Source organism: Enterobacter sp. 5-4 (assembly GCF_000612205.1).
Classification (GTDB): Bacteria; Pseudomonadota; Gammaproteobacteria; order Enterobacterales; family Enterobacteriaceae; genus Enterobacter; species Enterobacter roggenkampii.
This window is the reverse complement of the sequence record NZ_JFHW01000022.1, coordinates 65,410-84,781: the sequence shown is the minus strand read 5'-3', so window position 1 is coordinate 84,781 and position 19,372 is coordinate 65,410. Positions and strand designations below refer to the sequence as shown.

General features: G+C 54.7%; 21 protein-coding genes. 4 read left to right on the top strand and 17 right to left on the bottom strand.

Features of this window, described 5'->3' with window-relative positions; all coding sequences use genetic code 11:
• Window positions 1-18: 18 nt before the first annotated feature.
• From ppnP to AA74_RS0113920, 5 genes are all read right to left on the bottom strand, one after another.
• Window positions 19-306 carry a pyrimidine/purine nucleoside phosphorylase gene (ppnP, locus tag AA74_RS0113940; protein ID WP_008503270.1) on the bottom strand — a complete coding sequence of 96 codons (288 nt, stop codon included), beginning with the start codon at window positions 304-306 and terminating at the stop codon, window positions 19-21.
• 71 nt (window positions 307-377) lie between these two features.
• Window positions 378-1,055 (bottom strand): AroM family protein, encoded by a 678-nt coding sequence (locus AA74_RS0113935; protein WP_008503271.1) that lies wholly within the window; start codon window positions 1,053-1,055, stop codon window positions 378-380.
• A gap of 237 nt (window positions 1,056-1,292) precedes the next feature.
• A complete protein-coding gene (gene yaiA / locus AA74_RS0113930; RefSeq protein WP_008503272.1) occupies window positions 1,293-1,484 on the bottom strand; it encodes a protein YaiA in 192 nt (63 codons plus the stop codon).
• A 44-nt stretch (window positions 1,485-1,528) separates the two neighbouring features.
• On the bottom strand, window positions 1,529-2,053 hold the full coding sequence (aroL, locus tag AA74_RS0113925) for a shikimate kinase AroL (protein WP_008503273.1): 525 nt from the start codon (window positions 2,051-2,053) through the stop codon (window positions 1,529-1,531).
• Between the two features lie 141 nt (window positions 2,054-2,194).
• A complete protein-coding gene (locus AA74_RS0113920; RefSeq protein WP_021241674.1) occupies window positions 2,195-2,656 on the bottom strand; it encodes a YaiI/YqxD family protein in 462 nt (153 codons plus the stop codon).
• A 97-nt stretch (window positions 2,657-2,753) separates the two neighbouring features.
• Between AA74_RS0113920 and proC the strand changes: the two genes are divergently transcribed.
• Entirely contained in the window at window positions 2,754-3,563 is an 810-nt protein-coding gene (gene proC, locus AA74_RS0113915) for a pyrroline-5-carboxylate reductase (protein ID WP_021241675.1), read from the top strand.
• 16 nt (window positions 3,564-3,579) lie between these two features.
• Here proC and adrA read toward each other — a convergent pair whose 3' ends face one another.
• From adrA to AA74_RS0113885, 6 genes are all read right to left on the bottom strand, one after another.
• Entirely contained in the window at window positions 3,580-4,683 is a 1,104-nt protein-coding gene (adrA, locus tag AA74_RS0113910) for a diguanylate cyclase AdrA (protein ID WP_025912613.1), read from the bottom strand.
• A 102-nt stretch (window positions 4,684-4,785) separates the two neighbouring features.
• The gene (gene psiF / locus AA74_RS0113905) at window positions 4,786-5,106 is read right to left on the bottom strand and encodes a phosphate starvation-inducible protein PsiF (protein WP_008503278.1); all 321 of its coding nucleotides are present in this window, start codon (window positions 5,104-5,106) and stop codon (window positions 4,786-4,788) included.
• An 89-nt stretch (window positions 5,107-5,195) separates the two neighbouring features.
• The gene (gene phoA / locus AA74_RS0113900) at window positions 5,196-6,611 is read right to left on the bottom strand and encodes an alkaline phosphatase (RefSeq protein ID WP_025912612.1); all 1,416 of its coding nucleotides are present in this window, start codon (window positions 6,609-6,611) and stop codon (window positions 5,196-5,198) included.
• A gap of 99 nt (window positions 6,612-6,710) precedes the next feature.
• Entirely contained in the window at window positions 6,711-6,971 is a 261-nt protein-coding gene (gene iraP / locus AA74_RS0113895) for an anti-adapter protein IraP (protein ID WP_025912611.1), read from the bottom strand.
• A gap of 209 nt (window positions 6,972-7,180) precedes the next feature.
• Window positions 7,181-8,395, bottom strand: a complete 1,215-nt coding sequence (locus AA74_RS0113890) for a multidrug efflux MFS transporter (protein WP_008503282.1) — start codon at window positions 8,393-8,395, stop codon at window positions 7,181-7,183.
• Window positions 8,396-8,562: 167 nt separating this feature from the next.
• Entirely contained in the window at window positions 8,563-9,246 is a 684-nt protein-coding gene (locus AA74_RS0113885) for an extensin family protein (RefSeq protein ID WP_025912610.1), read from the bottom strand.
• Window positions 9,247-9,349: 103 nt separating this feature from the next.
• Here AA74_RS0113885 and ddlA point away from each other — a divergent pair, with 103 nt between their 5' ends.
• Window positions 9,350-10,450 carry a D-alanine--D-alanine ligase gene (gene ddlA, locus AA74_RS0113880; protein ID WP_021241680.1) on the top strand — a complete coding sequence of 367 codons (1,101 nt, stop codon included), beginning with the start codon at window positions 9,350-9,352 and terminating at the stop codon, window positions 10,448-10,450.
• Here the strand turns inward: ddlA and AA74_RS0113875 are convergent.
• On the bottom strand, window positions 10,447-10,683 hold the full coding sequence (locus AA74_RS0113875; protein WP_008503286.1) for a DUF2754 domain-containing protein: 237 nt from the start codon (window positions 10,681-10,683) through the stop codon (window positions 10,447-10,449). The two genes, ddlA and AA74_RS0113875, sit on opposite strands and share 4 nt — an antisense overlap.
• A gap of 247 nt (window positions 10,684-10,930) precedes the next feature.
• On the opposite strand from AA74_RS0113875, the gene AA74_RS0113870 reads away from it, so the two are divergent.
• Entirely contained in the window at window positions 10,931-11,230 is a 300-nt protein-coding gene (locus AA74_RS0113870; RefSeq protein ID WP_021241681.1) for a DUF2755 family protein, read from the top strand.
• Here AA74_RS0113870 and AA74_RS0113865 read toward each other — a convergent pair.
• From AA74_RS0113865 to AA74_RS0113855, 3 genes are all read right to left on the bottom strand, one after another.
• Window positions 11,227-12,324, bottom strand: coding sequence for a DUF1615 domain-containing protein (locus tag AA74_RS0113865; RefSeq protein WP_023293181.1), 1,098 nt, complete (start codon window positions 12,322-12,324; stop codon window positions 11,227-11,229). The two genes, AA74_RS0113870 and AA74_RS0113865, sit on opposite strands and share 4 nt — an antisense overlap.
• Window positions 12,325-12,338: 14 nt before the next feature.
• The gene (gene sbmA, locus AA74_RS0113860; protein WP_025912609.1) at window positions 12,339-13,559 is read right to left on the bottom strand and encodes a peptide antibiotic transporter SbmA; all 1,221 of its coding nucleotides are present in this window, start codon (window positions 13,557-13,559) and stop codon (window positions 12,339-12,341) included.
• A 114-nt stretch (window positions 13,560-13,673) separates the two neighbouring features.
• A complete protein-coding gene (locus AA74_RS0113855) occupies window positions 13,674-14,207 on the bottom strand; it encodes an isochorismatase family protein (protein ID WP_025912608.1) in 534 nt (177 codons plus the stop codon).
• Between the two features lie 204 nt (window positions 14,208-14,411).
• Here AA74_RS0113855 and ampH point away from each other — a divergent pair, with 204 nt between their 5' ends.
• Window positions 14,412-15,572: a D-alanyl-D-alanine-carboxypeptidase/endopeptidase AmpH gene (ampH, locus tag AA74_RS0113850; protein WP_008503291.1), complete on the top strand. Its 1,161-nt coding sequence runs from the start codon at window positions 14,412-14,414 to the stop codon at window positions 15,570-15,572.
• A 2-nt stretch (window positions 15,573-15,574) separates the two neighbouring features.
• On the opposite strand, the gene AA74_RS0113845 is transcribed toward ampH, so the two are convergent.
• Entirely contained in the window at window positions 15,575-16,198 is a 624-nt protein-coding gene (locus tag AA74_RS0113845) for a helix-turn-helix domain-containing protein (RefSeq protein WP_025912607.1), read from the bottom strand.
• A 93-nt stretch (window positions 16,199-16,291) separates the two neighbouring features.
• Entirely contained in the window at window positions 16,292-19,066 is a 2,775-nt protein-coding gene (locus AA74_RS0113840; protein WP_025912606.1) for an autotransporter outer membrane beta-barrel domain-containing protein, read from the bottom strand.
• Between the last annotated feature and the right edge of the window lie 306 nt (window positions 19,067-19,372).

Sequence of the window (19,372 nt, the reverse complement as noted above, 5' to 3'; positions counted from 1 at the left end):
CGCCACCCGGCTAATTTTTTATTTCAGGTAGCGGCACAGATAAGAGGTAGGTTCAGCCACCTGCAGATGGAACTCACTGTGGCCAGGGACGTTGAAAACCTGTCCGGCTGCGTAAACTTTCCATTCCGTTTCACCCGGTAGTAAGACGTTCAGCGCCCCGCTGACGACCGTCATCTCTTCCGCTTCCGCCGTGCCGAAGGTGTATTCCCCTTCCGCCATGACGCCAACGCTGGCGCGGCCAGTGCTGCTGCTGGTAAAACCAATGGATTTCACTTTACCGGAAAAGTATTCGTTACTCTGAAGCATGAACTGGCCCTTATATTTTTAGATAAAAATTCACTATAGGGGCCATGCTCATCACCTGTCACGCAAAATCATTACATGAGCAGTTCCGAGGCCAGGCGAGCCATCAGAACGTTGGATAACAGCACCGGCACATCCAGCGCTTTTTGCAGTAAATCACGATGATGCTGGTGGAACCCCAGGCAGTCCAGAATAAGGACATCGGCCCCTCTTTCCAGCAGTTCCTTCCCGGCCGCAATGAGTTTGGCCTCGCTGTCCCAGAACGGATTGGCCAGCGCGTACAAGGGCACTTTTTCCAGCACGTGCCATTTTGCCTCCTGGTTATCCATGAGCTCCTCGATGGGGACAATCACCCCCACCTGATGACCATCCACGATGGAGGCCACCAGCGGCGGAATGATGCGCATCGGTTCCAGCAAAATCGCATTGCGCGCCGTAAGTCCCTTTATGGGGGCGGTGCTCATCAGCAAAATAACGTCATAGCCCTGATTATCGAGCACTTCTATTACGCCCTGCAGTGAGCGCTCGATCTTCTGGCGGGAAACATGCGCCAGTTTACCGTCGCTTAATAACGTCGCCAGGGGATCCTCCCCCGCCTCGACAGCGTAGTCTTCCATGACCTCTTCCCGACTCATCTTGCCCAGCAGGCTGAGATGCGTAATCTGTTGTTCAGATACATGCTCGGTTAAGAGCGGTAACACTTCGCTTACAGGGACCACACCAATGGTGAGGATCGCCAACGTTGCCTTCATCTTTATCGCCTTCCATTACTCCAACATCGTGCACACAGGTACAGGCTCACTACGCTGCACAGTTCGTTTTTTCAACAAAACAGCACCAAGCGTAGCAGGTGATCCCGACACCGAAATGTAAAGATCGCCTGCCGATACCAGAGTTACTTGTATTAACTAAATATTAACTCCTGCTTAACTTTTACGATGAGTAAAAAGTGTGATTCAGGCACGATCCTGGAGCGTTTAGGAAACCGCTCAGGTTATGTCGGGATCTTCATAGCGCCGCTTCGCATCCAGCGCTTCCTGTTCCGTCTCGTGTTCACTGATCAGCGAGTCGGGTTTGGGGTGATCGGCACGTAGTTGATACCAGGTCACAGTGTGACCTGTCTGGCCTTTTTCAACGGTCACAATGCGCGCTTCACGCGGATAGGGAGGTCTTGTTGGCATAGCTCATCCTTTTTTTATGTCTGAGCTATAAGTATAGACGCCGCTTAGCTGGCACACGCCAAACGCAGGGCGGTAATAATCTGAATCACAACGTCTTCGGGAGAAGCGGACGCATCCACCACGTGGTGAGCCGCTTCGCGGTATAACGCATCGCGTTCTGCCAGCACTTCACTCACCTCTTCGTTCAGCGGCCTGGAGGTCAGCGCAGGGCGTTGCCCCTCTTCCGGAAAGGCTTCCAGACGCCCAACCAGGGCCGACACCGGCGCGCTGAGGTAAATCACAATCCCCTTTTCGCGCATAAAGTGACGATTACACTCCGCCAGAACAATGCCACCGCCGGTGGCGATCACCGCGGACGGGGTCGTGACCGCTTTCAGCGCGGCCGTTTCGCGTGCGCGAAAGCTCTCCCAGCCTTCCTGCTCAACAATGTCGGCGATGGTTTTTCCGGCCTCGGTTTGCAGCCAGTGGTCGGTATCCACAAACTGGCGATGACACACGCGTGCCAGCTCCAGGCCAACGGTGGTTTTCCCACAGCCGCGGGGGCCAACTAAAAAGATGGGTTGGGTCATAGCCAGGTGTTCCCCTTGATGCCGGAAGGCTGAAGAGTGTAAAGAAATAATTGCAGAAGATGTTGCGATTACTTTACTGCAAAGCGGTACGGGATGACAACCCTGTGGAGGCCACACTGTACCACACATTGACAATAATTATCATTTCGCTGTACGGCGCTTCACTTCCAGCAGCCATTTATCCAGCTCGGCAGCAAACTGCTGGCGATCGCGCTGTGAGAGGCTGTCCGGCCCACCGGTCTGCACGCCGCTGGCCCGCATGGTATCCATAAAATCGCGCATCGTAAGCTTCTCGCGGATGGTCGACGGCGAGTATCGCTCTCCGCGCGGATTGAGCGCCGCCGCCCCTTTCTCCAGCACGTCGGCCGCCAGCGGAATGTCCGCCGTGATCACCAGATCTTCCGCGCTGCACAGGCGGACAATTTCGTTGTCTGCCACGTCGAATCCGGCAGGCACGCGCAAAGAACGAATGAAGCGCGAAGGCGGCACGCGAATGTTCTGGTTCGCCACCAGCGTCAGCGGCATCTGAACGCGCTCGGCGGCGCGAAATAAAATCTCTTTAATCACGTTCGGACACGCGTCCGCATCAACCCAAATCGCCATATTGTCTCCCCATAATGTCTCTGCCGACTATTGTCGCCTGCATTTCGTTGTTAAGCTATCAATCAGAGAAAACAACGCATAATGACGGAGGATCGTGATGGACAAGAAAATCGGGTTTATCGGCTGCGGTAACATGGGCAAAGCCATTCTGGGCGGCCTGATCGCCAGCGGGCAGGTGCTGCCGGGTCAGATTTGGGTCTATACCCCGTCACCGGACAAGGTCGCCGCGCTGCGCGATCAATACGGGATTAACGCTGCCGAAAGCGCGCAGGAAGTGGCCCAGGTCGCCGATATCGTCTTTGGCGCCGTCAAGCCGAACATCATGATCAAAGTGCTGAGCGACATCACCTCCAGCCTGAATAAAGAGACGCTGGTGGTGTCGATTGCCGCGGGCGTGACGCTTGACCAGCTGGCGCGCGCGCTGGGCCATGACCGCAAAATTGTTCGCGCAATGCCCAATACCCCCTCGCTGGTTAACGCCGGCATGACCTCCGTCACGCCTAACGCGCTGGTGACCCCGGAAGACGTAGCCGATGTGCTGAACATTTTCCGCTGCTTCGGCGAAGCGGAAGTGATTGCCGAATCGATGATCCATCCGGTGGTGGGCGTGAGTGGTTCTGCGCCTGCGTATGTCTTCATGTTCCTGGAAGCGATGGCCGATGCCGCCGTGCTTGGCGGAATGCCGCGCGCCCAGGCGTATAAGTTCGCCGCGCAGGCCGTCATGGGCTCCGCCAAAATGGTGCTGGAAACCGGCAAACACCCGGGTGAACTGAAAGATATGGTTTGCTCCCCGGGCGGTACCACCATCGAAGCGGTGCGGGTGCTGGAGGAGCGCGGTTTCCGCTCGGCCGTCATTGAAGCAATGGCAAAATGCATGGAAAAATCAGAGAAGCTGAGTAAATCCTGATCGTTTCAGTCGGGCGTCAGGCGGCCACTTCGGTGCGGCTGCGCCCGGCATTTTTCGCCCTGTACAGCGCCACGTCAGCCGCCTTTAGCCATTCCCGATAATGTGCAAACTGCGGCCCCCAGGGGGCAACGCCCACGCTGATGCGCAGCGCCTCTTTTGGCGCGCACGGTAGCGACAGCGTTTCCAGCCGTTCATGCACCCGGGACATGACGGCGATGGCGCTTTCCGCTGCGGTTTGCGACATAATCACCGCAAACTCATCTCCGCCAAACCGGCCGATGGCATCACCTGACCGCACCGACATCTGAAGCTGGCGCGTGATGGCAATGATCGCCTCATCCCCCACGGCGTGCCCCCAGGTATCGTTGATATTTTTAAAGTGGTCGATATCAATCAGTAAAATCGTGGCGGTGCAGCGATCGCGGCGGCAATGCTCAAATTCATTTCGCAGCAGCATTTCCCAGTGTCGGCGATTATAGACCCCGGTCATGCCGTCGCGGGTGCTCATCATTTCCAGCCGCTGCTTGTGCTCAGCAAGCCTGACGGCGGTGCGGTGGCTGAGCCAGGCAAACAGCATGGGATAAAGCACCAGTACGGGAAGCGTTAAGCTCCACTCCACGAGGTCGGGGTTGAAGACGGCCACGCGCCCAACAATCGGCAGCGTCACCAGCGCGGAGAGCAGAGTCAGCAGGATCCCCGGGATAAACAGACGACAGCCCCCGGAGCCCATCATATTCATTCCGACCATCATCACCAGCGCTGCCGAGGGTAACGCGCTCATCCCCATCACGCCGATCCAGAGCCCGGCAATAATGGCATCGATCTTAAGATTGAACACTTCCTGCTGATGAGGTGACGCGGCCCGGCAGGATAACTGCCAGGCGAAATGGGGCCAGACGAACGCCCATCCCACCAGTAAAAGCCACCAGCCTCCGGGTAAAAAATGGGTGACCAGCATGCCCGCAACCGGGAAAAACATCGCTGCCAGCCCCACGGCGCGCGCCAGCCGAACCCGCCGGGCAAACTGAATGCCGGCGCGGTGAGGGTCATCCTGAGAAAGGGTTAAATTCCACTCTTCCCGAATGCGCTTTGTGTTGTAATACGTTTCATCATTCATCATTTTTGGGAATATTCTGAAACATTTTCCCAAATTATAGAGAGGGGGTCTGCGGGGAAAGTATGAAATTTCGGGTGAGCCGCCGGAGCCGCTCACCCGTTCGAACTACACTTTTTTCTTCAGGCAGGCACTCATGAACTTGCTGCGGTCATCCCCTTTCAGGGACTGCTCGGTTGCCTTGGCATTACACTCGCGCATCTTTTGCTGCTGAGGCGTCAGGCTTTTTTCAGCTGGCTTTGAAGCGCCGTTTTTGAGGCAGTCGCTCATGTAGGTCTTGCGGGCATCGCCCTTCAGACTCTGAGACGTCGCCTGTTGATTACAGGTGGTCATACGCTGCTGCTGCGGCGTTAATGTTTTCTCTTCCGCGTTCGCCGAGGCGACCAGGAACAGGCCGGAGAGCAGAGTAACCAGTAATGTTGTTTTCATTGCACCATCCTTTTGTGAACATTCCCTGTAAGTCTGGTTCGTGACAGGAAAAAAACCACCCGGCAGATGTGATTTCCGCCGGGAATTTATCATTTCAGACCCAGCGCCGCCTTCATGGTGTAGAACAGATCCGTTTGATCCGTCAGGCCTACCACGTTGGCCGCGTGCGGGCCGTAGGCGGCAATGCGCAGCTGGGTGCCGGTGTGCTCCATGGACTCTTCTTCAGAGTTGCCGTAGCTCATCACCATGACGGCGCCATCTTTGGTGTTGAGCGCCTGCGTCAGGCCAGGGGCTTTGGTATCTGGCGGAACGATCTGGCTGGCGTGCGCGTGATCCGCAGTGACGATCACCAGGGTGTTACCGTCTTTTTTCGCGAACGCGAGCGCCTTCTGCACCGCTTCGTCCAGATCGACGGTTTCGCCAATCTGACCGCACGGATTTGCCGCATGATCCTGCTTATCGATCGACGCCCCCTCAACCTGCAGGAAGAACCCTTTTTCGCTCTTGCTCAGCAGATCGATCGCTTTATCGGTCATCGCCGCCAGCGTCGGTAGGCTGTCCGTGCGTTTAGGGTTAGGCGTACAGGTCACTGCTGGCTTATCGATATTGCCGTGATATGAGGCTTTTGGACCTTCCCAGCGCACGGGCATGTTGCCGTCAGAGAACAGCCCCAGCAGCGGCTTGTCCTGGTTCGCCTCGGTTATCGCCGCCAGCGAATTTGCGTCACTCACCAGCTGATAGCCGCGCGCCTGCGCCTGCTCGCGCAGCGTTTTGCCCTGCCACTCGCCCGCCGTCGCGGTTTCCGCGAAGGTTTTCGCGCCGCCGCCCAGCGTCACGTCAGGACGCGCATTCAGCAGCTGTTCCGTAATCGAGCCTTTGCCACCTTTTTCCAGCGCGTTCGTTGGGCATTTTTCGCTGGTCACTGACGGGCCGTAGCATTTACGCGAGGTCACGTGTGCCACCAGCGCCGCAGGCGTCGCATCCTGAAGTTCAGCGGTGGAGACGTTACCGGTCGCCAGGCCCGCCACTTTTGCCATCTCCAGAAGGGTTTGACGATCTTTTTCGTGAATATCCACGCCCAGCGCGCCATTATAGGTTTTCACGCCGGTGGACCACGCCGTGGCCGAGGCCGCAGAGTCCGTTACGTAATCCGGTTTACCGGTTTTTTTATCCAGCGCGTAGTGGGTATATTGTCCGGTCAGCGGTAATGCGTCGATACCTTTAAAAAAGCCGCCCGCCCCCTCGGCATAATTTCGCGCCGCCGTGATTTCGGAATCACCCATTCCATCGCCAATCAGCAGAATAATATTTTTCGCCGGTTTTTCATTAAGCGAAGCGCGAATGGCGGCGGTTTGATCTTCCGACAATCGGCGCGCGCCGCCGGGCTGGGTGATATCCCCTTTTGCCGCACGATTATCCAGGACGCTGGTTTGCGTCATGTCAGCATAAATGGCAGGGGTAATTAACAGAGGAAGTAATGCGATGAAAAGTGCGCTCTGTTTCAATTTATTTTCTCCATGTAAAAATACATAAAAATAAAAACAGAGCGACTATAGGCATCCTGCATGACAATTCTATGACACGTCGTTACGTCCTGTGACGGTTTAGCTGCGCGGATGCCTTAACAGCTTCTTTACGTACAGGTGGAGCATCTCAGCATCTTCAACCGGTACCTGCGATTCAGGCCTGACGCTCTCCAGCGCGCCTTCCACGCTCTCAATCAACGCCTGCTGATCGGTTTTCGCCATTTGTCGCAGCAGCGCGGTGACCACAATTTCAAGCGCTTCGACCTGGGCCACCAGCTCTTTTGACTCTTCTTCCTTTTGTGCCAGCTTGACCAGCAATTCAGCAATGAGGTTTTTCATCGTGCCAGTTCCTTTTCAGTTTTATCTGACGTTATCACTCTGAATCCATAATGCAAAGAGAAGAAATTAATTATGGTATGCAAAAGTGATACAGAAACGGAAATAAAGAGACCTCGCCGTGAGCGAAACGTTTTTCTATAAAAAGACGCCGCATTTTGTTATATAAAAATGCGGCTACCATAAGAATATATAATACATCTGCGAAAGCGTTATCTCGCCGATTTCGCCTCCGCCATTTGTCTGCGGCGTCGCAGCGCAATAGCCAGCTGGATAATATTGATTAAAACGACAATCGCCGTCGCCGCAAATACCCAACGAAAACCGGCCATCGCGGAAACGGAGGCGCCAATAAGCGGACCGGCAACATTGCCCAGATACATAAATGACTGGTTATATCCAAAAATACGCCCCGTCACCTGGTCGCTGGAATATTTGACCAGCAGGGTCTGTACCGCAGGCAACATGGCGCCATCGGCAAACCCGAGAAGAAATCGCAGTACGCCAAGCTGAAGCGGAGAGGTGACGAACGACATCGCAAAGAAGAGCACCACCGCAAAGATCAGCGTCGCCATCAGGATGCGCGCCGTACCGATCCTGTCACCCAGTTTTCCGAGACGCGGCGCGGAAATCAGGGCGGATACGCCCGGCACGGCGGCAATCATGCCGCTTAAAAAAGCGATGTTCGTGCTCTCCGGCTCCATTGACTTGATAAACAGCGCCAGTATCGGCCCCACCGAACCGTTACAGAGCTGGATCACCATGGTGGTGACAAACAGGCTGATCATCAGCCCCGGATAAGGCAGCGAGGCGAAAACGGCCTTGCCGCTCAGGCGTTCAGATTTACTGATAACCGGGCGGCCTCCCTCTTTAATCAGAAAGAGCGTGACCAGAAAACTGACCACCAGCAGAACCGCAGTGATGATAAATACCGCGCGCAGTCCGACGTGATCCGCCAGAAAGCCCCCCAGCAGCGGGCCACCGATGACGCCGCTGATCTGCGCCGTGGAGAGCGTGCTCAGCGCCCAGCCGCTCCGCTCGCGCGGCACCTGAGAGGCGACCAGCGCCATGGCGTTTGGAATATACCCGGACGTCAGCCCCATCACCGCCCGCAGGAAGAACAGCTGCCAGACGTTGGTGGCGAAGGCCTGCAGCAGAATGGCTATCGCCATCCCGAGCGAGGCGCGCAGCAGCATCAGTTTTCTGCCTTTTCGATCGGCCAGGCTGCCCCACATGGGTGACACAATCGCGGAAACCAGAAAGGTGACGCTGAACGTCAGGCCGGACCACATAGAAAGCGCTTCGTGCGAGGTGACCCCCAGCTGCGAGACGTACAGCGGCAGGAACGGCAAAATCTGGCTGATGGCCAGCCCGGTGAAGAAGCAACCGAACCAGACCGAGATGAGATTAACTTTCCAGGATTCCATACAGAATAGTCTTCATTTTTAGGCGAATTCGCCGTCAGATTAGCAAGTTACGCGTGTTAACGTCGCACCAGAGATGCGGCCTGACCGACTTTGGTGTTTTATCTTCCCAGTCATCATATTTGTGAAATAAGTCACAATTCATCCATTTTCTGGCGGAATATTATGCTTCACCGGCACAGGCCAAAACCGCGCATTCCGAGATGAAAATGGTTGGCATGCGCCGCGTTGTACTCTGGCCCCAGACCGTTCCCGTAGTACCCGCAGCTTGCCGCCAGCATCGCCTTCAGCCAGGGCTGCGTCGTGGCCGCCTTCCAGCCGTTCAGCACCGTGACGCGGTCGCCGTTCGCCAGACGAAAAGCGGCGACATCCAGCGCCTCCGCCGTGGCATGCTCGCTGCGGCGCGCGTCAGGGCGGTGGTAAATATTGCGGCAGGCAAAGCTGCCGAGATGATCGATACGCGCCAGGTCGCTGCCCGTATAGCGTTTTGTCAGCGGCCGGGCCTGCTGGCTGATAAAGAGGGCTGAGCTGAGCGCCAGCGGACAGCTGGCGAGAAAACTGCTGTTCAGGCCGACCGGACCGAAGTCACGCACGCGTACAACGTTATTAAGCGGACACGCGCCGCCGCTGTCAGCCACCGGCTGGGTGCGGATGAGATCGCGTTGATTAGCCTGCGCAAGCAGGCTTGCGCAGGCCTCGGGCGTTAAGCGCCGAAGCTTATACTGGGTGATTCGGCCTGGCGGATCGTCAAGCGTCAGCGGTATGAAAGGGTTGTAGTAAGGCGGCAACCAGCGGTAACCCACCGTTGCGACGGCGATAAGAATCAAAACGGTCAGCAGCGTTTTTCCTTTCACTCGCCCCCCTGAACATTCCCCCAAACATTATGGCAGAAGGTCGCGAAACCCGCCGGGCATCGTGGTATGTTATTGGCTTTTCGTCAGACTGGAAGAGAGTGAGATGGCTAAGCAGCGCGTAGGTATTGTCTTTGGGGGAAAATCAGCGGAACACGAAGTGTCATTGCAATCGGCTAAAAATATCGTTGATGCGATCGATAAAAGCCGTTTCGACGTGGTGCTGCTGGGCATTGATAAGCAGGGCCAGTGGCACGTTAACGATGCCAGCCAGTATCTGCTGAATGCTCACGATCCGGCCCATATCGCCCTGAATCCTTCAGAAATTAGCGTCGCCACCGTACCCGGCGTCGCGAAGGGGCAGCTTATCGATGCCGGCAATGCTCAGGCACTCGCCCAGATCGACGTCGTCTTCCCTATCGTTCACGGTACCCTGGGGGAAGATGGTTCCCTGCAGGGGATGCTGCGCATGGCCAACCTGCCGTTCGTCGGCTCGGACGTACTCGGCTCCGCCGCGTGCATGGACAAAGACGTCACCAAACGCCTGCTGCGCGACGCCGGGCTGAATATCGCGCCGTTCGTCACGCTCACCCGCGCCAACCGCGACAAGCACAGCTTCGCGCAGATTAGCGCTGAATTGGGTCTGCCGCTGTTTGTGAAGCCGGCGAACCAGGGCTCCTCCGTGGGCGTCAGCAAAGTGACAAGCGAAGCTGAGTTCACACAGGCCGTCCGCCTGGCGTTTGAGTTCGACCATAAAGTGGTGGTTGAGCAGGGTATCAAAGGCCGTGAAATTGAATGCGCCGTGCTGGGCAACGATTTTCCACAGGCGAGCACCTGCGGCGAAGTGGTCTTAAACAGCGACTTCTACTCGTACGACACCAAATACATTGATGATAAAGGCGCGCAGGTTGTCGTGCCTGCGGATCTCGATCCGGCGGTTAATGATAAGATCCGGGCGATCGCCATTCGCGCTTATCAGACGCTAGGCTGCTGCGGCATGGCGCGCGTGGATGTGTTCCTGACGGCGGAAAACGAGGTGGTGATCAATGAAATCAACACGCTGCCGGGGTTCACTAACATCAGCATGTATCCGAAGCTGTGGCAGGCGAGCGGCCTGAGCTACCCGGAACTGATCACCCGCCTGATCGAACTGGCGCTGGAGCGTCATGCTGCCGACAGCGCGCTTAAAAGTTCCGTAAACGGTTAATCGGCGCGCTTCGCCGACGCTGCCTCATCCGCTGTCGTCTCTTCAGGACGGCGGCGGATAATCAACCCCGCCAGCCAGAAACTGATGACCCAGGTCACCAGCCCAACGGCATAGGTTTGCCAGCCTTTTGCCTCAAACCCCAACAGGCCCACGACACCGTTAAGAATAAAGATCAGCCCGATAGCGAAGGCGTAGTAGTGCCAGTCACGGCGTAGTTTGGACGTGAGCTTCATAACAACTCCGGCAGGAAAAAAAGACATCCTCTCACAGTTTTACGGCCAGGTCTGTGGCAGATACGGAAATTCTGAAACGCGACGCAATTTCACTTAAGTTAATAAATTGTGACGTGCTGCAGAAATCAACAATCCAGGAGGATTCCGGCGCGTAAATTACCACGATTCTGATATTGACAAATGCGATGACCTGTCAAACTCACCCTGTACGAAGCGTATTAACAGAGCGATTTATCCGGAGGTCATCATGGCTGACTTTACATTGTCGAAACCGATTTTTGGCGGAAAACCAAAAACCTCCACGGCGGGTAATATCGCGTATGCCCTGTTTGTTCTGTTCTGCTTCTGGGCTGGCTCGCAGCTGCTCAATATGCTGGTCCATGCGCCTGGCGTTTATGAACACCTGATGCAGGTGCAGGATAACGGACGCCCGCGAGTTGAGATTGGCTTTGGCGTCAGCACCCTGTTCGGCCTGATCCCCTTCCTCGCGGGGTGCATGATTTTAGGCGTTGTCGCGCTCGTCCTGCGCTTTCGCCGTCGCCATTAAAGCCCCATACAGCGAGCCCGGCGATCGTCCACGCGTTTCGCGAACCACGCGGTGGTCAGGTTACGCGTGATCTTCGGGCTTTCCAGCTGGATCCCCGGCAGGATAGCCCTCGGTAACGTTTTCCCGCTTTTCTTATCGGCAAGCGCAAACACCTTCTTGTAGAGATCCGTTTTCTCAAAGGCCAGGCTGTCGCCTTTCTCAAGCTGACGGCGAATGTCGCTGTTGCTCATATCAAGCGTTGTCGATAATTTCCGGATCGCCCGCTCGGTGCTTCCCGCCTCGCTGCTGCCGTAGGCGATAAGATCGCCGTCCAGCGCCAGCTTAACGCCGCTTGCGCGGCTGACCGCACTCTGGAATGCCGCATTACGGCTGGCATACCAGCCCGCGTTAAAGTCGGCAAAGCGGTACAGCGGCTCATCGTAGTTCGCCGGGTAGTTCAGCAGGTGATACGTGCCGAACCACAGTCCGCCGCGCAGGGAGAAGACCTCCTGGCGCACCGTACCGTCGATTTTCCACGGATAGCCGTCGGTGTGTTTCTCCGCGAACGCGATGCTTACCTGCATTGGGCCACCGGTGTGGACCGGGTTCAGTGAGCCAAACAGCTTCTGCCCCATCGGCACCATGTTGATGAAATCATCGAAAATAGCGCTAAGCTGTTTTTCGGTTTTCACCGTATCCAGCCGTTCGCTGTAGCTTTTGCCGTTCGGCGAGGTGATTTTAAGCGCGGTATGCACGAGGAACACCGGGATATGCATGGACTCCGCGCGGCGGTCGATCTCTTTCCAGGCGATTTTATTCAGCCCCGGCACAGCCGGGTCTGACTGGTACATCGACTCCTGCTGTGCCACCGCCAGCACCGAACAGATGTTTTCCTCGGTCGGCGCAATCTTTTGGCTCTCAAAGGTTTTTGCCAGCGCGTCTGCCCACGCATTGCGATCTTTCACGCTGGCGGGCATTTTCTGCCGCACAACGCTCGCCACATCAACGGGCTTCTCGCCCTTTTTGAGCGGAGCGGCCCCCTTTTCGGCACAGCCTGCCAGCACAAAAGCGGCCAGTATGGTCAACGGTAACGCGCGCGGTACGGCAAAAGGCATAGCAACGTCCTGTATTAGCTAAATGTGTTGGTGACTTCCTGCAGGTCACGATCGTCCAGCTCGCGTTCAAAGCTGCGCAGACGTTTGTAGATGGACATCAGTTCCACCAGCGTGGTCCAGGAGCTGATCAGGTACTGGAATGAACTTCTGACCTGATCGAAAACGTTAGTAATTTGGGTCATCAGTCCCAGGGTAATCGTCCCTGCAACAATTGACGGGAACAACAGGACTATTCCAAAAACAGTATCGGCCTGAAGATATAAAATACGAGCTATGTTGAAATACATGTAGTGGAAGTAGAGCTTAAAGTAGTTAAAACGGACGTTCTGAAATAACTCTTTTACCGTTGGTGGCGCAGCTCGTGATGGGTCATCCTCACCGTAAACGAGTTCTTTACGGTAAGCCGCTTCCACGCGCTGATTTTTAAATTGTAACCCCGGCAATTTGATCCCCACCACAGCAAGAAGCCCCGTTCCCATAAGAGACCAGACCAGTGCGGCAATAACCAAACCATAGGGTAAATGACCAACAATTGGAAGTTCAGGCACATGGGGTGAAAGTGCAATCAGAATCGGTAAAAAAGCGATAAGTTTCATCACAGCATTAAGCAAGCTGACCCCCATGTCCTCCAGCGTTGAGGCAAAACGCATGGTGTCTTCCTGTACACGCTGTGCAGCACCTTCGATGTGCCGCAGTCGTTGCCAATTTGCCATGTAATATTCGTTCATAGCAGTACGCCAACGGAAAACGTAATGGCTAACGAAGAAATTGTTCAGCACTGCCACTGTTACTGCAATCATGGCAATGCCGGTAAAACTAACGAGACTGGCATAGAGTTCACCAATCGGAACCTTATTCGGGGCGCTTAGTGCTTTTTGGATCAAATCGTAGAAGGGTGCATACCATGCATTAATTGCAACGCTCACTTCCACCATGAACCAGGTAACGAAAATGATCAGTGCAGATCCCAAAATCGACCAAAACTGCCAACGATGCGGAGAATACTTGAACCAGAAGAGTGCAAACAGCCCCACACATACCGTGTAGTAGGCATAAAATACGATAAAGCTGAGCGACCAGAAGCGCGCCGCGCTAATCGGCACCTCACCTGTCGCCCCCGTGATGCGCGTCAGCCATGCGCCGCCGCCCGCCTGCCAGAAAATGACAGCGATCAGTGCCCAAATAAATGCCGACAGGAAAAAAGGCCCCGGCTTTGGGAAAAAAGACTTAAACATAATGCTTCCTTCTTGTTGTTATGGCTGTTGCTGTGTACAACACGTCACCACACGAAAACCTGCCCGCGCCAGACTCCCGGCCCGGGCAAAAAGGTCAGACCCACGGGTTGATTATTAGTTCGCTTTCCAGTTTTCGAGAATTGTTTCGGTGCGTTTCACCGCGAGAGGATTCGCTGGCGCAATGAAGTTACGCCAGACGTCGTTGTGATGGTTAATCAGGATCTGTGCGTCAGCAGCCGGACGGTTGGCGGTGGTATGGGCATCTTCGGCAACGGTGATGTGATAACCCCGGCTAACGCCGTTCTTGATCGTCGCATCGACGCAGTAATCGGTGGCGCAGCCGCAGATGACAAACTCGCGAATGCCCAGCTCCCGCAGCAGCGCCTCAAGCCCGGTGTTGTAGAAGGCATCGCAGGCCGTTTTGGTCACGTAAAGCGCGTCGGCAGGCTGATGGAGTTCAGGCAGTAACGCAAACCCTGCACTCCCCTCTTCCAGCCCCCCGGCCTCGGTATGCTGTATAAAAATCACCGTATCGGCTGCCTGCGTAAGCTGGTTGATCAGAGAGACACACTTTTCGCGCTGATGACGAGGGGTTTCAAACACCCCGTTTTGCATATCGACAACCATAACCACACGCTTCTCAGACATACCGTTCTCCGTAAGATTGAGTGACACTGGTGCCTATCATAAGCCCGAAGTCACAAAATGGGAGATGGCTCGCAAGTAAATTGTTCATATTTACCCATGGTTACGTTTTTCTCGCTATCGTTATGCAATTCGGGGCATTGCACGGTACCGATTAGTAGTATAAATACCCATTACTTTCCTCATTCACTTCATGGATGCTTTTCGTTGAAACGTTGTCTGCTCTCTTTTGCCGCGCTGTGTGCGGTGAGCTTCTCTACCGCCCAGGCAGCCCAACCGCTGACGGCTCCCGTTTTAGCTTCAGATATTGCCGATCGCTACGCGAACCTTATCTATTACGGCAGCGGCGCGACCGGTATGGCGATGGTCGTTATCGACGGAAACCAGCGTGTATTTCGCAGCTTTGGCGAAACGCGCCCGGGCAATAACGTTCACCCGCAGCTGGATTCCGTTATCCGCATCGCATCCTTAACCAAGCTGATGACCAGCGAAATGCTGGTGAAACTGCTCGATCAGGGCGTGGTGAAGCTCGACGATCCGCTCAGCAAATACGCGCCGCCAGGCGCCCGGGTCCCCACGTATCAGGGTACGCCGATCCGGCTTGTGAACCTTGCTACCCACACCAGCGCCCTGCCGCGTGAACAGCCAGGCGGCGCGGCGCATCGTGACGTATTCGTCTGGCCAACGCGCGACCAGCGCTGGAGCTACCTGAGTACCGCCACGCTGAAGGCGGCGCCGGGCTCTCAGGCCTCATATTCAAACCTGGCGTTTGACCTGCTGGCGGATGCCCTCTCAACGGCGGCTGGCAAACCCTACACCCAGCTGTTTGAAGAGCAGATCACCCGTCCGCTGGGCATGAAAGACACCACGTTTACCCCGTCCCCAGACCAGTGCCGTCGCCTGATGGTGGCGGAGAAAGGCGCCAGCCCCTGTAATAACACGCTGGCGGCCGTGGGCAGCGGCGGGGTTTACTCCACGCCTGGCGACATGATGCGCTGGATGCAGCAGTTCCTTTCTTCGGATTTCTACTCTCGCAGCAGCCAGGCCGACCGTATGCAGACCCTGATTTATCAGCGTACTCAGCTGCACCGGGTCATCGGGATGGACGTGCCGGGTAAAGCCGATGCGCTCGGCATGGGCTGGGTCTATATGGCACCGAAAAATGGCCGGCCGGGGATTATTCAGAAAACCGGCGGCGGCGGCGGATTCATCACCTATATGGCTATGATTCCGCAGTCGAACGTGGGCGCGTTTGTGGTGGTCACTCGCTCCCCACATACGCGTTTCGTCAATATGAGTGACGGTGTTAATAACCTGGTGGCGGAATTGAGTGCCAATAAAGCCCAGGTGCTTACCGCATCCAACTGAGATTAATATTCCGTGGGCAAGCGGTTGATGCTGACCAGCTTGCCCCGGCTCATATTGATATAATTTCCCTGTCGCAGGGCGGCCAGAACCTCGGCAACAACAGAACGTGAAATGCGTGTGCTTTGCTGAATATGATTCATCACACCGATTTTTGAACGCAGCGTTTCATCCCACTCGGCCATATTAAGCAGCATCGCGCGGATCTGGTGATAGGAGTTATTGCCAACCAGCTGCTTATCGCGCTTTTCAAGAATGTAATTTATCCAGGATAACCAGCTGAAGGCCTCTTTCCACAGTGAAAATTGCTGGATTAGTTGTCGGGTAGTTTCTGTGGATAAATAAAAACCGGTACAGGCCGTTTTAGCAATCACTCTGTATTCCTGTGAATGATTAATCATCACCGTAGCCAGACCAAAAATAAAGGGGGCGGTCGCAATCCCCACCAGAAGTTCATCAGAAGGGCGATAGATCTCAATAACGCCGGTTTGTAATACGATCGTGCGAGGCTCATTCGATTCGCCCGACGTAATTAATTGTTGGGGTGCACATGTAAAAGGGGTACTGGCTGCTATTAACCCCTGTTCGAGCCGGCGTAATTCAGAAAGTGGTTTCGCATTAACGTTCATGCAGACCTCAAGTCATCCGTATTTGTCGGTTCAATATTATTTTTATTGCTTCGCTAAAAAGCGGAGGAGTTAACCCCTCCCCCGCTTTATTCATTACCAGGTATATTTCACACCCAGGTTTGCGCCCCAGTTCTGGTCAACGTCGCCGCCGCCAAGATATGTGGCATCCGTGTAAGCGCTGAAGTTCTTCGTGAAGCTGAACTGTGTGCCCAGCCCAACACGAACAGCTGAACCTTTCACGCCGTTATCAATGCTGTCACCGTTAATATCGGCATTGTTATCGGCGTCGTCATAAACCCAGGCCAGTTTGAAGTAAGGGGTCAGAGCCTGATCGCCGCCGTAGTTGAAGGTGTAACCCGTATCAACACCGAGTTCATAACGCAGGCTATCGTATGATTGTCCATCCATGCGCATGTCATTGCTGAGGCGATAATCATCGCCTGACTGGAACAGACCCGATACGGCTGCGTATGGTGTTACGTAGCCAGAGAGGTTTGGTTTCCAGTCATAACCCAGCTTCAGACCAAAGCCAACAGCGTCACTGGTGGTATTGCCGTCAACATACTGACCGTTGCTCATGTTAGCGGAGAGATCGTTGTTGAAGCGGGTGTAGCTCAGGGAGCTGTCGAGGAAAAGATCGTTCATGAACTTCGCTGACGCGTAGATCATCGCCGTCTGGCTATCCTGATCGACCTGACCGGTACGATCGCTGATATCGCCCTTCGCGAAACCTGCCGCACCACCGACGATCCACTTCGCGTTATTACCGTCAATCTGGGTATCCAGACCCACCATAATACCGCTCACGTCCTGATCGTAGCTGATAACGCCGTTGTCACCGTCGAAGTTGCCGCCGAAGTAGCTCACCCACGCCCCGCCGTTATCCGCCAGGCCGTGACGGCTGTTGGTCAGACGCGCACCTACGGTATCCTGCTGCAGATTCCAGATATTGGTATTAGCAGAAGGGATGCTCAGCGCCATATTGGCATAGTCGGTCAGTTCTTTCTGCTGTAGAACGACGGTGTCACCCTGCTGCTGCGCCTGGTAGGTATAAGCACCTAAATCGGCTTTGTTTGCGGCAGTAAAGCTGGCCGCCGTATCCGCGTTATTGTCATAGACACGGACAATCTCTTTATTTTTGTAATCAGCGACGGAACCTGCTCCGGTCGCGTCGTCGATACGGACTTTATAGTTGCCTGCGACGTCACCGTTCACCGCCAGATGGCCGTCAGAGTGAATGGCCACTACGCCGTAGTCATAATCGGCGCTGCGCTTGTCGTTAGTGATATAGCGTGCGTTGTTCAGATCGCTGTTCAGCACGTAATCGCGGCTGGCAACATTCAGCACGCCGCCATCGGTCAGAACCATAGTGTGCGTATCAACCTGGCCCAGACCCAGCGCCAGCTCTGCACCGTTATCCACGGTGATGGTGTTGGCATACAGCTCGGCCGTTTCTTCCGTCAGTGCCGCACGGCTATCGCTGTCCAGATACAGATGGTCGGTGGCCACGCCGCCGTTGTCGCCGATGTTCAATGAGGAAGCATTGGTCAGAGTGATGGTATCCGCCAGCAGGCCTGAGTTTTCAACATTGACCTGAGACTGGTTGTTTACCGTCAGCGTGTCAATGTTTGACATCTTGCGGGTATCCCACTCGGAGCCGTTATCCAGCGCAATGTTAAACAGACCGCTCTGATACACCGCTTCACCCGCAACATGTGCGTTGCTGTCATAGGTGGAATCCGGCCAAATGCTGTTCGGGGACAGCGTGCGCCAGTCTACGTTGCTGTAGCCCTGGCCATACATCTGCGTCGTGCCGATAGCCTCAACGCTGGACTGCGCAGCACCGACCCATTTGCTGCCGTTGGTCAGGGTGACATCCAGCTTATCGGTGCCGTCCCAGCCGTTGGTGGTAGGGTTATAGACGCCGTCTTCGGTGGTATCGGTTGCCGGATCGCCGTTCGGGTAGAAGTTGTTGTCGAAGGTGCTGGAGAACAGGATGTCGCCCGTAACGGTGGAGTGATCGAAGGTGGCAGCGGTCTGCATCGCGTTATCAGACGCGCTGGCGGTAACAATCAGCGCGGCATCATCTGCCCCTGTCGCGTCGGTTTCACTATAGTCGCTCGGCTTCGCAGTCTGGCCGTAGAATCCGCTGGTACCTAAATCGCGGTACGCACCGGAAGTCAGTACCGAATCTTTTACCAGTAGCGTGTCGGTAAAGACCTTGCTGCTGTTGGCTACGCCTTCAACGCCGTCGTACGGGGTATTATCCCGTTCCTGATACCCCTGCGTCAGGGTAATCCCCGCGACGTGAGAATTATTCTGGATAACAATATCTGATTCCACGTCCAGGGTAATCGCATTACCCATATCATATGTATCCAGATAGTGTCTTTCCGTATTTTCACCATTCACGACATCATACGCATAATGTTCATACGTATCGTTAATGGTGGAATTATCAACGGTCAGGCTAAAACGGTCGTATTGAGCATGTTGGGTGCCGTCGGCATCCAGACCATCAGCACAGGTGGCGGTCATACACTGAGAGGTAATCATGCCATTAATGGTGCTGTTGGAAATACTCAACGCATTCGCCCGACCATTGATGCCATCATCGAGATAGTACGTTGAAATAACACCATTCACGGTGGATTTATTAATCACCGGGTAAATATCACCATCGTGGATGGCATCTGAGAAATCCCAGTCGGCATAGCCATAATACCAGGGAGTGGTCGCTGTATTATCGTATCCGAAGGTATTATATGTCGTACCGGAAATATCCTTCGCATTGGCCTGAGAAGCGATAGCCAGGGTGCAGGCTAATGCAAGTTGAGATACAACGAGTTTCTTTTTCCATGTTTGCATTGGGTCATCCCTCCTCAGGGACGTAAGCAAGTTTGTCCATCAATGAATTTGCAATATTTAATTGCGGAGGGAATTATGCAGTTTCATTTCGAAAAGGTTCAATGAATGTTTCCATTAAGTCCGCATTCAGACAAAAAACAGATTCAGACCACAACGCACAGGGCGACATAAAATAAATATTATAAAAACAAAATGTTAATGCACAGGCAAAGCAATCAGGGAAATATCATAATAAATAATAAATCATTTTTAATGATACATTCATTTCCATATAGAAATAACACAAATATCTCATTCTTCTCTCAG

What these genes read in the sequence shown, in the direction of transcription:
- ppnP (WP_008503270.1), bottom strand. Translation starts at nt 306, where the DNA reads ATGCTTCAGAGTAACGAATACTTTTCCGGTAAAGTGAAATCCATTGGT.
- AA74_RS0113935 (WP_008503271.1), bottom strand. Translation starts at nt 1,055, where the DNA reads ATGAAGGCAACGTTGGCGATCCTCACCATTGGTGTGGTCCCTGTAAGC.
- yaiA (WP_008503272.1), bottom strand. Translation starts at nt 1,484, where the DNA reads ATGCCAACAAGACCTCCCTATCCGCGTGAAGCGCGCATTGTGACCGTT.
- aroL (WP_008503273.1), bottom strand. Translation starts at nt 2,053, where the DNA reads ATGACCCAACCCATCTTTTTAGTTGGCCCCCGCGGCTGTGGGAAAACC.
- AA74_RS0113920 (WP_021241674.1), bottom strand. Translation starts at nt 2,656, where the DNA reads ATGGCGATTTGGGTTGATGCGGACGCGTGTCCGAACGTGATTAAAGAG.
- proC (WP_021241675.1), top strand. Translation starts at nt 2,754, where the DNA reads ATGGACAAGAAAATCGGGTTTATCGGCTGCGGTAACATGGGCAAAGCC.
- adrA (WP_025912613.1), bottom strand. Translation starts at nt 4,683, where the DNA reads ATGATGAATGATGAAACGTATTACAACACAAAGCGCATTCGGGAAGAG.
- psiF (WP_008503278.1), bottom strand. Translation starts at nt 5,106, where the DNA reads ATGAAAACAACATTACTGGTTACTCTGCTCTCCGGCCTGTTCCTGGTC.
- iraP (WP_025912611.1), bottom strand. Translation starts at nt 6,971, where the DNA reads ATGAAAAACCTCATTGCTGAATTGCTGGTCAAGCTGGCACAAAAGGAA.
- AA74_RS0113890 (WP_008503282.1), bottom strand. Translation starts at nt 8,395, where the DNA reads ATGGAATCCTGGAAAGTTAATCTCATCTCGGTCTGGTTCGGTTGCTTC.
- ddlA (WP_021241680.1), top strand. Translation starts at nt 9,350, where the DNA reads ATGGCTAAGCAGCGCGTAGGTATTGTCTTTGGGGGAAAATCAGCGGAA.
- AA74_RS0113875 (WP_008503286.1), bottom strand. Translation starts at nt 10,683, where the DNA reads ATGAAGCTCACGTCCAAACTACGCCGTGACTGGCACTACTACGCCTTC.
- AA74_RS0113870 (WP_021241681.1), top strand. Translation starts at nt 10,931, where the DNA reads ATGGCTGACTTTACATTGTCGAAACCGATTTTTGGCGGAAAACCAAAA.
- AA74_RS0113865 (WP_023293181.1), bottom strand. Translation starts at nt 12,324, where the DNA reads ATGCCTTTTGCCGTACCGCGCGCGTTACCGTTGACCATACTGGCCGCT.
- sbmA (WP_025912609.1), bottom strand. Translation starts at nt 13,559, where the DNA reads ATGTTTAAGTCTTTTTTCCCAAAGCCGGGGCCTTTTTTCCTGTCGGCA.
- AA74_RS0113855 (WP_025912608.1), bottom strand. Translation starts at nt 14,207, where the DNA reads ATGTCTGAGAAGCGTGTGGTTATGGTTGTCGATATGCAAAACGGGGTG.
- AA74_RS0113845 (WP_025912607.1), bottom strand. Translation starts at nt 16,198, where the DNA reads ATGAACGTTAATGCGAAACCACTTTCTGAATTACGCCGGCTCGAACAG.
- AA74_RS0113840 (WP_025912606.1), bottom strand. Translation starts at nt 19,066, where the DNA reads ATGCAAACATGGAAAAAGAAACTCGTTGTATCTCAACTTGCATTAGCC.